The organism is Methylomonas sp. DH-1 (assembly GCF_046097555.1).
In the GTDB taxonomy this organism is placed as follows: domain Bacteria; phylum Pseudomonadota; class Gammaproteobacteria; order Methylococcales; family Methylomonadaceae; genus Methylomonas; species Methylomonas koyamae.
In genome coordinates this window covers 3,527,860-3,542,916 of the sequence record NZ_CP143089.1, presented here as the reverse complement: position 1 = coordinate 3,542,916, position 15,057 = coordinate 3,527,860, and the positions used below count along the sequence as shown (strand labels likewise).

General features: G+C 56.0%; 16 protein-coding genes. All 16 read left to right on the top strand.

Annotated features, from left to right (window positions below; translation table 11 throughout):
• Positions 1-105 precede the first annotated feature (105 nt).
• The 16 genes from VXJ35_RS16090 (at position 106) to VXJ35_RS16015 (ending at position 15,054) form a co-directional block, all read left to right on the top strand.
• Positions 106-1,734, top strand: a complete 1,629-nt coding sequence (locus tag VXJ35_RS16090) for a tetratricopeptide repeat-containing response regulator (RefSeq protein ID WP_064022352.1) — start codon at positions 106-108, stop codon at positions 1,732-1,734.
• Entirely contained in the window at positions 1,731-2,420 is a 690-nt protein-coding gene (locus tag VXJ35_RS16085) for a sensor histidine kinase KdpD (protein ID WP_231914763.1), read from the top strand. Before VXJ35_RS16090 ends, VXJ35_RS16085 begins: the two co-directional genes overlap by 4 nt.
• Positions 2,421-2,497: 77 nt before the next feature.
• Positions 2,498-3,568: a dTDP-glucose 4,6-dehydratase gene (rfbB, locus tag VXJ35_RS16080; protein WP_064022350.1), complete on the top strand. Its 1,071-nt coding sequence runs from the start codon at positions 2,498-2,500 to the stop codon at positions 3,566-3,568.
• Positions 3,565-4,461, top strand: a complete 897-nt coding sequence (rfbD, locus tag VXJ35_RS16075) for a dTDP-4-dehydrorhamnose reductase (RefSeq protein ID WP_064022349.1) — start codon at positions 3,565-3,567, stop codon at positions 4,459-4,461. Before rfbB ends, rfbD begins: the two co-directional genes overlap by 4 nt.
• A 2-nt stretch (positions 4,462-4,463) precedes the next feature.
• Positions 4,464-5,348 (top strand): glucose-1-phosphate thymidylyltransferase RfbA, encoded by an 885-nt coding sequence (gene rfbA, locus VXJ35_RS16070; protein WP_064022348.1) that lies wholly within the window; start codon positions 4,464-4,466, stop codon positions 5,346-5,348.
• Positions 5,349-5,378: 30 nt separating this feature from the next.
• Positions 5,379-5,678, top strand: coding sequence for a nucleotidyltransferase domain-containing protein (locus VXJ35_RS16065; protein WP_064022347.1), 300 nt, complete (start codon positions 5,379-5,381; stop codon positions 5,676-5,678).
• Positions 5,678-6,208, top strand: coding sequence for a hypothetical protein (locus VXJ35_RS16060; protein WP_064022346.1), 531 nt, complete (start codon positions 5,678-5,680; stop codon positions 6,206-6,208). Before VXJ35_RS16065 ends, VXJ35_RS16060 begins: the two co-directional genes overlap by 1 nt.
• Before the next feature lie 31 nt (positions 6,209-6,239).
• Complete coding sequence (gene rfbC / locus VXJ35_RS16055) at positions 6,240-6,788, top strand: dTDP-4-dehydrorhamnose 3,5-epimerase (protein WP_064022345.1); 549 nt, start codon at positions 6,240-6,242, stop codon at positions 6,786-6,788.
• A gap of 43 nt (positions 6,789-6,831) precedes the next feature.
• Complete coding sequence (gene pseB / locus VXJ35_RS16050; RefSeq protein WP_064022344.1) at positions 6,832-7,830, top strand: UDP-N-acetylglucosamine 4,6-dehydratase (inverting); 999 nt, start codon at positions 6,832-6,834, stop codon at positions 7,828-7,830.
• A complete protein-coding gene (pseC, locus tag VXJ35_RS16045; protein WP_064022343.1) occupies positions 7,827-8,981 on the top strand; it encodes a UDP-4-amino-4,6-dideoxy-N-acetyl-beta-L-altrosamine transaminase in 1,155 nt (384 codons plus the stop codon). Before pseB ends, pseC begins: the two co-directional genes overlap by 4 nt.
• A complete protein-coding gene (locus VXJ35_RS16040) occupies positions 8,978-9,871 on the top strand; it encodes an aldo/keto reductase (protein ID WP_064022342.1) in 894 nt (297 codons plus the stop codon). The genes pseC and VXJ35_RS16040 overlap by 4 nt, the downstream gene beginning before the upstream one ends.
• Positions 9,868-10,644, top strand: coding sequence for a cytidylyltransferase domain-containing protein (locus VXJ35_RS16035; protein WP_064022341.1), 777 nt, complete (start codon positions 9,868-9,870; stop codon positions 10,642-10,644). Before VXJ35_RS16040 ends, VXJ35_RS16035 begins: the two co-directional genes overlap by 4 nt.
• A 5-nt stretch (positions 10,645-10,649) precedes the next feature.
• Entirely contained in the window at positions 10,650-11,939 is a 1,290-nt protein-coding gene (locus tag VXJ35_RS16030) for an aminotransferase class III-fold pyridoxal phosphate-dependent enzyme (RefSeq protein ID WP_064022340.1), read from the top strand.
• Positions 11,936-13,468, top strand: a complete 1,533-nt coding sequence (pseG, locus tag VXJ35_RS16025) for a UDP-2,4-diacetamido-2,4,6-trideoxy-beta-L-altropyranose hydrolase (RefSeq protein WP_082880961.1) — start codon at positions 11,936-11,938, stop codon at positions 13,466-13,468. Before VXJ35_RS16030 ends, pseG begins: the two co-directional genes overlap by 4 nt.
• A gap of 157 nt (positions 13,469-13,625) precedes the next feature.
• A complete protein-coding gene (locus tag VXJ35_RS16020; RefSeq protein ID WP_197495862.1) occupies positions 13,626-14,345 on the top strand; it encodes a class I SAM-dependent methyltransferase in 720 nt (239 codons plus the stop codon).
• Between the two features lies 1 nt (position 14,346).
• Positions 14,347-15,054, top strand: a complete 708-nt coding sequence (locus VXJ35_RS16015; RefSeq protein ID WP_064022338.1) for a PIG-L deacetylase family protein — start codon at positions 14,347-14,349, stop codon at positions 15,052-15,054.
• Positions 15,055-15,057: the final 3 nt, after the last annotated feature.

The window sequence follows — 15,057 nt, the reverse complement described above, 5'->3', positions numbered from 1 at the left end:
AAAGTGGACTTGGGCAAGTTGGGGATGGCCGTTAAATTTTTCAAGGCCGCGGTTGCGGCATTCGGGGCAAGCGGGGTTTATGGTTTCGTTAGTTGATTTACGCCCATGAAATTGAGTCTAGCCAGTAAGCCGATTCTGATTGTCGAGGACAATCCGGTGATTCGTAAGTCGATACGCGACATGTTGTACAGCTTGAATGCGGATACGATTACCGAAGCCGACAATGGCGTGGCCGCCATCAATGCGATGGCGAAAACCACGTTCGAGATCGTGTTGTGCGATTACAACCTGGGGCCGGGCAAGAACGGCCAGCAAGTGTTGGAGGAAGCGCGGCACCGCAAGCTGATCGATTACCGCAGTATTTTCATTCTGATCAGTTCCGAACAATCCACCAGCGCGGTATTGGGGGCGATGGACAGCAAGCCCGACGAATACCTGACCAAACCGTTCAATGCCCAGCAATTGATCAGCCGCCTGAGCCGGCATTTTGCCCGCCGCGATTATCTGGGCGGCATCGAAAAAGCCATGGCCAAGGGCGATTTGGCGCAGGCGATCCGGCAGTGCGATGCGCTGCTGGAGCGCGGCGACGTGAAGATGCGGCTGCATCTTTCGAAAATGCGCGCCGAATTGGCCATCGCCGCCGGCGATTTCGAATCGGCGCGGCGGATTTACCTGGAGGTGTTGCAGCACCGCGATTTGCCGTGGGCCCGCCTGGGCTTGGGCATCATCGATTTACAAAACAACAATATCGAACAGGCCATAGCCGGTTTTCAAAGTCTGGTCGCGGAAAATCCGATGTTGATGGAGGGTTACGACTGGCTGACTCGCGCCTACGAAGCGCTGGACCGGCATCAGGAGGTCGAGCAGGTGTTGCAGCAGGCTTTGGAATTGTCGCCGCAATCGATCTTGCGGCAGAAGAAGTTCGCCGAAACCGCCGACAAGAACGGTAATCTGGAGGCGGCCGAGAAAGCCTACAAGGCGGCGCTCAAGCTGGGCAAGCACTCGGTGCACCGGTCCTGTAGCGATTATGCCGGCCTGGCCAAGTTGTACGCCAAAACCAACGCCGGCGAAGAAGCCTTGAAGACCTTGAACGAGATGCGCCAGGAATACGCCAACCAGCCGGAAGCGGAGCTACGGGCGGCAACGCTGGAAGCCGACCTGTTCCGGGCGCAAGGCGACGACGAGGCGGCGCAGCAGGCTTTGGACAAAGCCTTGGATCTTTGCGGCCGCTTGGGCAGCAAGGCGCCGCGGGAGTTGCAGTTGGAAGTGGCCCGCTCGTGTTTTTTGAACCAACAGCACGACAAAGCCGAAGCCATCTTGCATGGCTTGATTCAGAACCATATCGACGACGAGCAATTTCTGAACAATTTGCGGGCCATGCAAAGCGGGGTCGGCATGCACAATTATTCCGAAATTCAGATTCAAAAAACCCGGCAGGCCTTGATCGCCACCAATAACAAAGGCGTGGCGCTGTACAAGCAGGGTAAATTCAAGGAGGCGTTGGATTTATTCGAGCAGGCCATCGCGACGATGCCGGAAAACAAGACCATCATCCTGAATATGTTGAAGATCATTATCCACGACCTGAAAGCGAACCCGGCCGATGCCGACAAGGAGCGCCGCGCCAGATCGCTGCTCAAGAAGGCCAGGCAATTGGGGGTGGAGCAGCATAAATTGGGCGTGCTGCAAATGGAATTCGGTAAATTGCATCGGCCGGCCGCGGCCAAGGCATGACTATGTCCGGCCGTTTCGATAACGATACGCTGTTTCCGACCATTCTGGCGTTTACCGTACACGACATCAAAAACTCGTTAGGTACGTTGTTGGAATTGATTCGCCAGTTCTCCGCCAAACTGCAGGGCGAAACCGGCGATTTGGGCCTGTTGGAATTCGAGGCCGCCCGGATCAACCACAGCCTGATGCAATTGCTGGTGCTGTATAAAGTGGGCGCCAATAAATTCAGCTTGGCCGTCGACGAATATCCGGCGCTGGATCTGCTGCAGGAAGCCGTGCATCAGCAGGCGCGGCTGTCGACCTTAAACAATGTCGAATTGCAGGTGGATTGTGCGGACGATCTGCCGGCCTATTGCGATTTCGCTAATATCGCCAATGCCCTGGCCGCCGTGTTGAACAACGCCTTGCGCTATACTCGGCATGCGGTATTGGTTTCGGCCGAGCAGGACGGCGGCTATTTGCGCATCGCGATAGAGGACGACGGCGCCGGTTATCCGCCGCATTTTTTGGCAGCCGATTTGAACAACGCCGCCGACCTGGATTGGGTCAACGGCAATACCGGCTTGGGCCTGTATTTCGTGTCGGTGATTGCCGGGTTGCACAAAAACGCTGGCCGTTGCGGTTACGTCACGATTGACAATGCGAGCCGGCTGGGCGGAGCCCGGTTTCGGCTGTTTTTGCCTTGATGCGGCCGTTACTAAGTTACAATAGCCGATAGTACGGCTAAGCGCCGATAAAACTACAATTACAAGATCCGTTGCATATGAGCATTTTAGTCACCGGCGGTGCCGGGTTTATCGGCAGCAATTTCGTTTTGGACTGGCTGGCGCAAAGCGACGAAACCGTCGTCAATCTGGACAAGCTGACTTACGCCGGCAATCCGGAAAATCTGGTTTCGCTGCAAAACGATGCCCGCCACGTGTTCGTGCACGGCGATATCGGCGATTACGATTTGGTCTTGAGTCTGCTGAAACTGCACCAGGTGCGGGCTGTGGTCAATTTTGCCGCCGAGTCCCATGTCGACCGTTCGATTCACGGACCGGAAGATTTTATCCAAACCAATATCGTCGGCAGTTTTCGTTTGCTGGAAGCGGTCCGCGAATACTGGAACAATCTGGAACCGGCCGAGCAACAGGCCTTTCGCTTGCTGCACGTTTCGACCGACGAAGTTTACGGCTCGCTGGAAAAAACCGATCCGCCGTTCGCCGAATCCAACCAATACCAGCCGAACAGCCCGTATTCGGCCAGCAAGGCCGCCAGCGACCATCTGGTCCGCGCTTACCACCACACCTACGGTTTGCCGGTTTTGACCACCAATTGCTCGAACAATTACGGCCCATACCATTTCCCGGAAAAATTGATACCGCTCTGCATCCAAAATGCCTTGTCCGGCAAGCCGCTGCCGATTTACGGCGACGGCCAGCAAATCCGCGATTGGCTGTTCGTCAAAGACCATTGCAGTGCAATTCGGCGGGTATTGGCGGCCGGCCAGGTGGGCGAGGTCTATAACGTCGGCGGTTGGAACGAGAAAGCCAATCTGGATGTGGTCAACACGCTGTGCGCGATACTCGACGAATTGCAGCCGCGCCCCGACGGCAAGTCTTACGCGGAGCAAATTACTTACGTCAAGGACCGGCCCGGACACGACCGCCGCTATGCGATCGACGCGACCAAGCTGGAGCGGGAATTGGGCTGGAAACCGGCCGAAACCTTCGAGACCGGAATTCGCAAAACCGTGCAGTGGTACTTGGATAACCAAGCCTGGGTCAACAATGTGCTGTCCGGCGATTACCAGGCTTGGCTGGACAAAAACTACGCCGGGCGGGCCGGGTGAAAATCTTATTGTTCGGTAAGAACGGACAGGTCGGCTGGGAGCTGCAGCGAAGTCTGGCGCCGCTCGGCGAATTGCTGGCCCTGGACCGCCACGACCGGCACTATTGCGGCGATTTGAGCAATCCGGAAGGTGTCGCGGCAACGGTCCGCGCCGTGCGGCCGGACGTGGTCGTCAATGCCGCGGCTTACACCGCGGTCGATAAGGCCGAGTCCGAGATCGAACTGGCCAATACCGTAAACTGCGCGGCGCCGCGGGCGATGGCCGATGCGGCGGCGGCATGCGGCGCCTGGCTGGTCCATTATTCCACCGATTATGTATTCGACGGCAGCGGCAACCGCGCTTGGCGCGAGGACGATGCGACCGGGCCGCTGAGCGTCTACGGCCAGACCAAACTGGCCGGGGAATGCGCGATCCAAGCCAGCGCTTGCCGACATTTGATCTTCCGCACCAGTTGGGTGTATGCCGCGCGCGGTAACAATTTTGCCAAGACTATGCTGCGCCTGGCCCAGGAACGCCAGCAGTTGTCGGTGATAAACGACCAATTCGGCGCGCCGACCGGCGCCGAATTGTTGGCCGACGTCGTAGCGCACGCCATCCGCAGCGCATTGCAAGCTCCCGAGCTCGCCGGCGTCTACCATCTGACCGCGGCCGGCGAGACCAGTTGGTACGAATATGCTCACTTTGCGCTGGATTTCGCCCGCCAGGCCGGTGTCGCACTGAACACGCCGAAGCAGGCCGTAACGGCTATCCCGACCAGCGCCTACCAAACGCCGGCCAAGAGGCCATTGAATTCGCGGTTGAATACCGAGAAATTGCAAACCGCATTCGATTTCCGCTTGCCGCCCTGGCAAGACGGGGTCGAGCGCATGTTGTCCGAATTGTACGGAAGGTAACTATGACTCACCGTAAAGGCATTATTCTGGCCGGAGGTTCCGGTACTCGCTTGTATCCGGTCACCAAAGCGGTATCGAAGCAGTTGCTGCCAATCTACGACAAGCCGATGATTTATTATCCGCTCAGCACGCTGATGCTGGCCGGGATTCGCGACATTCTGGTGATTTCCACGCCGCAAGATACGCCGTTGTTTCAGCAGTTGCTCGGCGACGGCAGCGATTGGGGCTTGAATTTGCAATACGCAGTGCAACCCAGCCCGGACGGCTTGGCGCAGGCTTTTATCATCGGCCGCGATTTTGTCGGTGCCAATCCCAGCGCCTTGGTTTTAGGCGATAATATTTTCTACGGCCACGATTTGTACCAGCAATTGCGGACTGCGCACCGGCGGACTTCCGGGGCAACGGTATTTGCTTACCACGTGCAGGACCCGGAGCGTTACGGTGTCGTCAGCTTCGACGCCGAGGGCAAGGCCTTGTCGCTGGAGGAAAAACCGGCGCAGCCGAAAAGCCACTACGCCGTGACCGGCTTGTATTTTTACGATAACCAGGTGGTCGATATCGCCGCCAATTTGCAGCCGTCGCCGCGTGGCGAGTTGGAGATTACCGACGTCAACCGGGTCTATCTGCAGCAGCAGCAATTGAGTGTCGAGATTATGGGGCGCGGTTACGCCTGGCTGGATACCGGCACCCACGCCAGCTTGATCGAGGCCAGCAATTTCATCGAAACCATCGAGTCCCGGCAGGGTCTGAAAATTTCCTGCCCGGAGGAAATTGCCTGGCGTAGCGGCTGGATCGGCGACGAGCAGATCGAAAAATTGGCCAAACCGCTGGCAAAGAACGGTTACGGCCAATATTTGTTGGGCTTGCTGAACAAGCAGGTTTTTTAGGATGATTTTTTGCGGCATTGAGCCGAGTCAATGCGTTTGACGATTGAGCAACGCCGGCTCATTCTGGAGACGGTCAATCGGGTTGCCGGGGAGGGCGTGGATGTTTACCTGTTCGGTTCCAGGCTGGATGACGGGGCTAAGGGCGGCGATGTCGATTTGTTCTTGGAAGCTGAAAGGCCTGTGTCGTTCCTGCAACGCGCGCAACTGAAATGGCGTTTGGAAGCGATGTTGGGTTTGCCGGTCGATTTGATTTGTAAAACCGGGGGTAACGACGCGAGTCCGTTTCAGGCCATCGCCAAAAGCCGGGCGGTAAAGTTGGGTAATTGCTGATGGCGAAAACGGCTTTGGAGTTACAGAAACAGCATCTGGCCGAATTGATTCAAGCAATACAGCGTTGTAGTTTTTTTTTGCATGCGTCCAGCGAAAAACTGGATTGGCCGCTCGGCGCCGATCTGCTAGCCGCAAAGAAAAAGGATGTTGGCTTGTTCGAAATTTTGGCGGCAATCAACGAACGGTTCGCCAAGTTGCAGGATACCTTGGCTGCCGCGATGCGGCATGCGTCGTTGTTAGCGGGCGAGCCCAGCGATAATTTTCTTAAGGTTTTGAGTTTTTACGAAAAAATGGGAGTGATAGAATCGCTGGAAGTCTGGCAATTATGTCGAGCTACGCGCAATTTGGCCGCACACGATTACGAAACCGATTATTTCGAGATTGCCGAACACTTTAACTCGCTTTACGAACTAAGCCCAACTCTGTATCGAACCGCCGGCCGCTTTGTCGCCTATTGCCGAGACACTTTAGCGATCGAAGCCAATGCCGATGATTTTTCTCTCGACTTCAGCGCCATCGCCGATATCTAATCTTTGACGATTTGACCAATAACAGTAAGCCATGCAAGCCACCCGTCTAGCCATTCCCGATGTCGTACTATTCGCGCCTAAAGTGTTCGGCGACGAGCGCGGCTTTTTTTTCGAAAGCTTCAACGCAAGGTTGTTCAGAGAATTGACCGGAGCCGAGGCCAACTTCGTGCAGGATAACCATTCCAAGTCGCAAAAGGGCGTATTGCGCGGCTTGCATTACCAACTGCCGCCGATGGCCCAGGGCAAGCTGGTTCGGGTCGTGCAGGGCGAGGTATTCGACGTTGCGGTGGATATCCGGAAAAGCTCGCCGACGTTTGGGTTATGGGTCGGCGAAATATTGTCTGCCGACAACAAGCGGCAAATGTGGATTCCGGAAGGCTTTGCCCACGGTTTCGTGACGTTGTCCGATACTGCGGAATTCCTGTATAAAACCACCAATTACTATGCGCCCGAGTACGAGCGGTCTATTGCCTGGAACGACGCGGCGGTGAAGGTGAATTGGCCTTATAGCGGTGTGCCGTTTTTGTCCGGAAAGGATCAAGCCGCCGTGCCATTGGCCGAGGCCGAGCTATTCGCTTAAACCCGGCCGGCGGCCGGCGTTATAAAACTCTTTTTTGATTAATATGCTTCGCGATAAAACCATACTGATTACCGGTGGTACCGGTTCTTTCGGCCATACTTTCGTGCCGTTGACCTTGGCCAAATACAATCCGCGCCGCTTGGTGATTTTTTCCCGCGATGAAATGAAACAGTGGGAAATGGCAAAATTGTACGGCGACGACCCGCGCGTCCGTTTTTTCATCGGTGACGTGCGCGACAAAGACCGCTTGGCCAGAGCCTTGAACGGTATCGATTATGTCGTTCACGCTGCGGCGACCAAAATCGTGCCGACTGCAGAATACAATCCGTTCGAATGCGTCAAGACCAATATCATCGGTGCGATGAACCTGATCGACGCCTGTATCGACCAGGGTGTGAAGCGGGTGGTGGCTTTGTCGACCGATAAAGCCAGCAGTCCGGCCAATCTGTACGGCGCGACTAAACTGGCCTCCGATAAGTTGTTCGTTGCCGGCAATTCGTACTCCGGCAAAAACGAAACCCGGTTTGCCGTGGTGCGTTACGGCAACGTGATGGGCTCGCGCGGTTCGGTGATTCCGTTTTTCCAATCCATCGCCCACAAAGGCGTACTACCGATCACCGATGTCCGGATGACCCGCTTCATGATCACGCTGGAGCAAGGCGTTGATTTGGTCTGGCGTGCCTTCGACGACATGGTCGGCGGTGAAATTTACGTCAAAAAAATCCCGTCGATGAATATCGTCGATATCGCCCGAGCCGTGGCTCCCGATGCGCAGCACGAAATTGTCGGCATTCGCCCCGGCGAAAAACTTCACGAACAAATGATAGGGCTGGAAGACGCGCCTTACACCTACGAATACGGCGATTACTACAAAATCCTGCCGGCGATTCATAACTGGAGTTCCGACCCCGAGCGTATCAACCGGGGCGTGCGGGTTGCCCCTGATTTTGTCTATTGCTCCGATAACAACACGGAATGGATGAGCGTGGCCGAGTTGCAGGCTTGGCTGGAACAAAACCGCGATAAAGTCGGCAAAATATGACCGAGTTTATTCCCTACGGCCGCCAGGATATCGGCGCCGCCGACATTCAGGCGGTCATCGATGTCTTGCAATCCGATTTCCTGACCCAAGGCCCGGCAGTTCCGGCTTTCGAAACCGCGGTCGCCAATTATTGCGGCGCGCGCCATGCCTTTGCCGCGAACAGTGCGACCTCGGCCTTGCATATCGCCTGTCTGGCTCTGGGCGTCGGTCCGGGCGATCTGGTCTGGACCAGCCCGATCACCTTCGTCGCCAGCGCCAATTGCGCGTTGTATTGCGGCGCTACTGTCGATTTCGTCGATATCGACCCGCGCACTTATAACCTCAGCGTCACGGCATTGGCAGAAAAACTGCAAGCGGCAGAACGCAGCGGAAGGCTGCCCAAAGTGGTGATTCCGGTGCATTTGTGCGGGCAATCCTGCGAGATGGCGGCGATTCATGCCTTAAGCGAACAGTACGGCTTTAAAATCATCGAAGATGCCTCGCATGCGATCGGCGGAAAATACCGGGACCAGCCGATCGGCAATTGCCGTTATTCCGATATCACCGTATTCAGTTTTCATCCGGTCAAGATCATCACGACCGCCGAGGGCGGTATGGCGTTGACCAACGATGCCGAGTTGGCGGAGAAGTTGGCCCTGTTGCGCAGCCACGGCATCACCCGCGACCCGTCGCAAATGACGCATCAGGCGGACGGCCCCTGGTATTACCAACAGATCGCGCTCGGTTACAACTATCGCATGACCGATATTCAGGCCGCGCTCGGATTGAGCCAGTTATCGCGGCTGGAGCAATTCGTGAAAAACCGGCACCACTTGGCGGCGCGTTACGACAGCTCGTTGGCCGGGTTGCCGGTCGGCATACCTTGGCAGCACCCGGACAACTATTCCGCGTTGCATCTGTACCCGATTACGGTTCCAGACAACATTAGATTGACCGTGTTCGAAGGCTTGCGCGCAGCCGGTATCGGCGTCAACGTGCACTACATCCCGGTGCATTTGCAGCCGTATTACCGGAAGCTGGGTTTCCAACCGGGAGACTTTCCGGAAGCGGAGCGTTATTACCGCGCAGCAATTAGCCTACCGCTCTATGCGACCTTGACCGAAGCCAACCAAGACCGCGTCGTCGCAGCGCTGAGCGCACAATTACAATGAAGATCGGTTTGGGCACCGTACAATTCGGCGTCGATTACGGCGTTTCGAATAAGGACGGCAAAACGCCGGCCGGCGAAGTCGAATCGATTTTGGCGGTCGCTCGGGAGTTGAAGGTTCGAGTGCTGGATACCGCCAGCCTTTACGGCGACAGCGAACAGGTTTTGGGTAATTGTTTGCCGGCGGCGGCCGGGTTCGATATCGTGACTAAAACCCCGCAGTTCGCCAAACCGGTTTTGGATGTCGATGACGCCGAACGATTGCAACAAGCTTTTTACGAGTCGTTAACAAAGCTGAACTGCGCTTCGGTGTATGGCTTATTGATGCATCGGGCGGACGATCTGTTCGTGCCCGGCGGCGAACGTTTGATGGCCGCGTTAACCGATTTGAAGCAGCAAAGCTTGGTCGTCAAGATCGGCGTCTCGGTTTATAACGCAGAGCAGATCGACCAAGTGCTGGATCGGTTTGCCATCGATTTGGTGCAATTGCCGATCAGCGTTTTGGACCAACGCTTGCTGCGTAGCGGCCATTTGCGGAAACTCAAATCTGCCGGAGTCGAGGTACATGCCCGCTCGGTATTTTTGCAGGGCCTGTTGCTGATGGACTTGTCCGAAATTCCGGCTTACTTCGCTCCGGTGCGGAATACTCTCGAGTCCTACCACCAATTTATTCGCGCACGCGGATTGACGCCGCTGCAGGCCGCGCTGGGCTTCGTGTCCGGCTTAAGCGAAATCGATCGAATCATCTGCGGCGTGAACAACGTGCAGCAATTGCGCGATATTTGCGACGCTGCCGACATCGAGCTCGATTGCGCAGAATTTGCCGAGTTCGCAATCGGCGAAGAAGCGATAGTCAATCCGGCTTTGTGGCGACTGGAACCAGGAAAACCATGATATTAGCGATATTGCAGGCTCGGATGTCGTCGTCCCGCTTGCCCGGCAAGGTGTTGCTGCCCTTGTTGGGAGAACCGATGTTGCTCAGGCAAATCGAGCGGCTGCGAAAAGTGCGTAACATCGACCGGTTGCTGGTTGCTACCAGCGCCGAGACGGCGGACGATGAGATAGAGAACTTGTGTAAACGGCATGCTATCGACTGCTTTCGCGGCAACCTGAACGACGTATTGGACCGGTTCTATCAGGCGGCAGTAAGTCACCACCCGGATCATGTCGTGCGCTTGACTGCAGATTGCCCGTTGGCCGATCCCGGATTGATCGACCAAGTCATCGAATTTTATCTGGCCGGCGGTTACGACTACGCCAGTAATGCGATCCAGCCGACCTTTCCGGACGGTTTGGACGTGGAAATCTGCCGATTTGCCTGCCTGGAGCAGGCTTGGCGCGAGGCCGGGCTGCCGTCGCAACGCGAACACGTCATGCCGTTCATTCACCAGCAGCCGGAACGCTTCAATATTGGCCATTTTCTCAATCGCGAAGACTTGTCGCATCTGCGCTGGACCGTCGACGAGCCCCGAGATTTCGAATTGGTTTCGCAGATTTATGCCGCTTTGTACCCGGCAAATCCGGATTTCGCGACGCCGGATATCTTGCGCTTATTGGCCGAGCGGCCGGAACTGGCTAACTGGAATACGCAGCATCAGCGCAACGAGGGTTATCTTAAATCCCTGGCCGCCGATGCGCCGCAACCGTCTAACCCAGCGAGTGAATAGCCCTTATGTCAGAACGTTACCGTAACTCCGAAACGCTACTGGAACGCGCGCTGAAAACCGTTCCGCTCGGTTCTCAAACTTTCAGCAAGAGTAAAACCCAGTACCCGCACGGCGTGTCGCCGTATTTCATCCAGCGCGGACGCGGTAGCCACGTTTGGGACGTCGACGGCAACGAGTACGTCGATTTCATTAACGGACTTTGCGCCGTCACCCTAGGCTACAACGACCCGGACGTCACCGAGGCCGTCAAGGCGCAATTGGAAGACGGCGTCATTTTCAGTTTGCCGCATCCGATCGAAATGCAGGTCGCGGAAAAAATCTGCGAATTGGTGCCTTGCGCGGAAAAAGTCAGATTCGGCAAAAACGGTTCCGACGCCACGGCCGGTGCGATTCGCCTGGCGCGCGCCCATACCGGCCGCGACCATGTCGCGGTGTGCGGCTACCATGGCTGGCAAGATTGGTATATCGGTTCCACGCTGCGTAACCGCGGTGTGCCGCAAGCCACCCGCGATTTGACGCATACCTTCGCGTATAACGACATTGCCTCGCTGGACAGCTTGTTTAAGCAATGGCCGGACCAAATCGCCGCAGTGATTCTGGAGCCGATGAATGTAGTCGAGCCGCAAGACGGTTTTTTGGAAAATGTCAAAGCATTGACCCACAAACATGGCGCGGTGTTGATTTTCGACGAAACCATTACCGGATTTCGTTATGCCAACGGCGGCGCCCAGGAATATTTCGGGGTGACGCCGGATTTAGCGACCTTCGGCAAAGGTTTGGCCAACGGTTATCCGGTTTCCGCCGTCGCCGGACGGGCGGACTTGATGCAACTGATGGAAGAAGTGTTCTTCTCGTTTACCTTCGGCGGCGAAACCTTGTCCTTGGCGGCGGCATTGGCGACGATGCAGAAATTGCAGCGCGAACCGGTCGTGGCGACGATGCACCGGCAGGGCGAAAAAATTATCCAGCGCTTGAATGCCGTCATCAGTGAACAGGGTGCCGAGCAATTCCTCAGCGTCTCCGGCCATCCTGCCTGGAGCTTTTTGTTGATCAAGGATGCCGAGCCATACACGTCTTGGCAGTTAAAAACCCTGTTCATGCAAGAAATGCTGGAGCGCGGCATTCTGGCGTTCGGTTCCCACAACATGAGTTATAGCCATCGCGACGATGATCTGGATCAATTGTTTGCAGCCTACGATGCAGTGATTCCGTTGCTGGTTGCGGCGGTCAAGGAGCGTTCGTTGCCGAAAATGCTGCGTTGCCAGGCGTTGGAACCGCTGTTCAAGGTCAGATGAGTTTGAAAGTTGCGATTCGCGCCGACGCCTCGATGCAGATGGGCAGCGGCCATGTCATGCGTTGCCTGACTTTGGCTGACGCCTTGCGCGAGCGCGGCGCCGAGGTGGAGTTTATCAGCCGCGAACATCCCGGCAACCTATTTGCGCTGATCGAGGCTTCCGGCCACCGTTTATTGCGCCTGCCGGAACCGACGGCCGTTGCTGATGATGCTCGGCTGGCCCACGCCGCATGGTTGGGAGCAACGCAAACCGAGGATGCCCAACAAACCGTTACGGCTTTACGGCAGTTTGCCGACCCGGATTGGCTGATCGTCGACCATTACGCGATTGATGAAGAATGGGAGGCAACGTTGCGGCCATTGGCTGGAAGCATCATGGTGATCGACGATTTGGCGGATCGGCGGCACGATTGCGACTTGTTGTTGGACCAAAATCTGCAAGACCAAACCGGGCAAACCCGCTACGACGGTTTGCTGCCGGCCACGGCAATCAAGCTGATTGGGCCTGAATATGCATTGCTGCGTCCCGAGTTTAAATCGTTAAGGGCGACGGCGCGGACCAGAACCGGCGCGGTCAAGCGCGTGCTGGTTTTTTTCGGCGGCGGCGATCCCAGCAACGAAACTGGGAAAGTATTGTTGGCGTTAAAGAGTCTGGCGTGCGAAGACTTGGCCATCGACGTCGTGGTCGGCGGCGCCAATCCGCATTACCCGCAATTGCTCGAATTATCCGTACAATTGCCCGGATGTAACCTGTACCGCCAAGTCGGCAATATGGCGGAGTTGATGGCAGATGCCGATCTGTCGGTCGGAGCCGGCGGCGGCGCGATGTGGGAACGCAGTTGCCTGGGCTTGCCGACCATCGCGATCAGCGTGGCCGCCAACCAACAGCCGGGATGCGAAGCCATGGCCAAGCAAGGGGCGATCCTTTACCTGGGCGCAGCCGAACGGGTTTCGGCTGAGCAAGTGGCAAGTGCGTTGCGGGTGGTGTTATGTTCGCCATGGTTATTATCCAACCTCAGTGCAGCGGCGGCTTCGGTCGTGGACGGCTCCGGCGCCGTCAGGGTTTGCAATCAACTTATCCGCCGCCGGTTGCAGGTGCGTTTGGCCGCGCCAAGCGATTGCGAGCAGGTATTCGGTTGGCGTAACGACGAAAACACGCGAAAATTCTTCTTCAATAACGAATTGGTTGCTTGGGAACGCCATCGCGAATGGTTTTCCGCCAAGTTGGCAGCAGCGGACTGCGTGTTGTTGATCGGCCAAGACGCCGACGATGCCATCGGTGTTTTGCGCTACGACATCAGGCAACAAGTTGCGACGGTTTCGATATATCTCGATCCGCAAAAGCATGGCTTAGGATACGGTTCGGCTTTGTTGGCGGCAGGCGAACTCTGGCTTAAGCAGCATCGGCCGCTGGTAACCGAATTGAAAGCGGAAGTCGTTTCCGAAAATATTGCATCGAAGCGGGCCTTCGTTAAGGCCGGCTTCGAAGAATCCGTTTTAACTTTTAGTAAAGTTTTGAGTGGCGGTTAGGTTTAACTAATAACGGTTTTGGTTTTTGGTTTTCAACGGTGATCGATTACCGGTTAAAAATGTAAAGTGGCGAATAATTAATATGGCTGAACAAGTTTACGACAATCAATTAATGGGGCGTGCCGTTTCGACGGCCAGCTTGGAAACAAGGTTGGATATGAATAAAAAATTTCAGTCCACCGATTTCGACTCCTGGCTAATGGCGCGGTTAAATCCGAAAGCCGGCGAAGATATTCTGGACGTTGGTTGCGGCACCGGTGCACAGTCGATACCGTTCCTGAAAAACGTTGGGCCGGAAGGCAGCGTTTCGGCGTTGGATATTGCCGCGGATTCGGTAGCCGAATTGATCCGTAAATCGGGGAACAGCCCCAATTTATCGGCCGCGGTTTCCGATATGGGCAAACTGGCGGACGTGGTCGACCGGCAATTTGCCGTCAAACAATACGATTTGGCCCAGTCCAGTTATGCGCTGTATTACTCGGCCGAACGTATGGCGGTGCTGGACACGATGCGTAAACACCTAAAACCCAACGGCCGCTTGGCGGTGTTTACGCCAAACGCGCCGCACGGCATGGTCGAGTTCGTACGGCAATTTGCCGATATACCGGGCGGGGTCGACGAATGCATGGAGTTCGGGCCGAATGTGCTGGAACCGTATTTCAGAAAGCATTTCTGGGATGTGACAGTGCATTTTTTCCATAACGTGGTCAGAATTCCAACCGTCGCCGATTTCGTCAGTTTTTACCGTTCGACTACTTATTACAACGCTTCAGTCGAAGAACAGTTGGGAGCGGTGGTCGAGAATAAAATCACCGAGAACGGCTTTTTCGAATACGAGAAGAATGGCTATCTGATTATCGGCCAGTCGCAATTTTAAGATGGCGAAAACGCAGATCGTATCGGTTATCGCCGCCCACCCGGACGATGAAATTCTCGGATGCGGCGGTGTCATCGCCGGCCACGTCGCCAAAGGCGACCAGGTTCATGTGCTGATTCTGGCAGAAGGCATTACCAGCCGGGACGGTATGGCCGATCGCGGCAAATGCCAGGCCGATTTATCCGAGTTGGCCAAAGCCGCCCATAAGGCCAACGATATCTTGGGGGTTACGTCGCTTACCCTGCAAAACCTGCCCGACAACAGGATGGATTCGCTGGATAGGCTGGATGTGATTAAAATGGTAGAGTCCTTCGTGCAAGCCAATTCGTCCACGATCGTCTATACCCACCATGCCGGCGACGTGAATATCGATCACCGCCGTATTCACGAGGCCGTAGTCACTGCTTGCCGGCCGATCCCCGGCCAACGCGTGTCGACCTTGCTGTTCTTCGAAGTGGCGTCCAGCACCGAATGGCAGCCGCCGGTATCGGCACCGGTATTTGCGCCGAATTGGTTCGTCGATATTTCCGCCCATTTGTCATCGAAGCTCGCAGCCTTGAATGCCTATGCCGGCGAGATGCGGCCTTGGCCTCACGCCCGTTCCGTGCAGGCGCTGGAACATCTGGCCCGCTGGCGGGGGGCAACGATAGGCGTTGCCGCGGCCGAGGCGTTTATATTGGGCCGATACATTCACAAAGCGGATCGTTAACGC

Bases quoted from the DNA above. Each gene is read 5' to 3' on its own strand.
- VXJ35_RS16090 (WP_064022352.1), top strand. From the start codon at position 106: ATGAAATTGAGTCTAGCCAGTAAGCCGATTCTGATTGTCGAGGACAAT.
- VXJ35_RS16085 (WP_231914763.1), top strand. From the start codon at position 1,731: ATGACTATGTCCGGCCGTTTCGATAACGATACGCTGTTTCCGACCATT.
- rfbB (WP_064022350.1), top strand. From the start codon at position 2,498: ATGAGCATTTTAGTCACCGGCGGTGCCGGGTTTATCGGCAGCAATTTC.
- rfbA (WP_064022348.1), top strand. From the start codon at position 4,464: ATGACTCACCGTAAAGGCATTATTCTGGCCGGAGGTTCCGGTACTCGC.
- VXJ35_RS16065 (WP_064022347.1), top strand. From the start codon at position 5,379: ATGCGTTTGACGATTGAGCAACGCCGGCTCATTCTGGAGACGGTCAAT.
- VXJ35_RS16060 (WP_064022346.1), top strand. From the start codon at position 5,678: ATGGCGAAAACGGCTTTGGAGTTACAGAAACAGCATCTGGCCGAATTG.
- rfbC (WP_064022345.1), top strand. From the start codon at position 6,240: ATGCAAGCCACCCGTCTAGCCATTCCCGATGTCGTACTATTCGCGCCT.
- pseB (WP_064022344.1), top strand. From the start codon at position 6,832: ATGCTTCGCGATAAAACCATACTGATTACCGGTGGTACCGGTTCTTTC.
- pseC (WP_064022343.1), top strand. From the start codon at position 7,827: ATGACCGAGTTTATTCCCTACGGCCGCCAGGATATCGGCGCCGCCGAC.
- VXJ35_RS16040 (WP_064022342.1), top strand. From the start codon at position 8,978: ATGAAGATCGGTTTGGGCACCGTACAATTCGGCGTCGATTACGGCGTT.
- VXJ35_RS16035 (WP_064022341.1), top strand. From the start codon at position 9,868: ATGATATTAGCGATATTGCAGGCTCGGATGTCGTCGTCCCGCTTGCCC.
- VXJ35_RS16030 (WP_064022340.1), top strand. From the start codon at position 10,650: ATGTCAGAACGTTACCGTAACTCCGAAACGCTACTGGAACGCGCGCTG.
- pseG (WP_082880961.1), top strand. From the start codon at position 11,936: ATGAGTTTGAAAGTTGCGATTCGCGCCGACGCCTCGATGCAGATGGGC.
- VXJ35_RS16020 (WP_197495862.1), top strand. From the start codon at position 13,626: ATGAATAAAAAATTTCAGTCCACCGATTTCGACTCCTGGCTAATGGCG.
- VXJ35_RS16015 (WP_064022338.1), top strand. From the start codon at position 14,347: ATGGCGAAAACGCAGATCGTATCGGTTATCGCCGCCCACCCGGACGAT.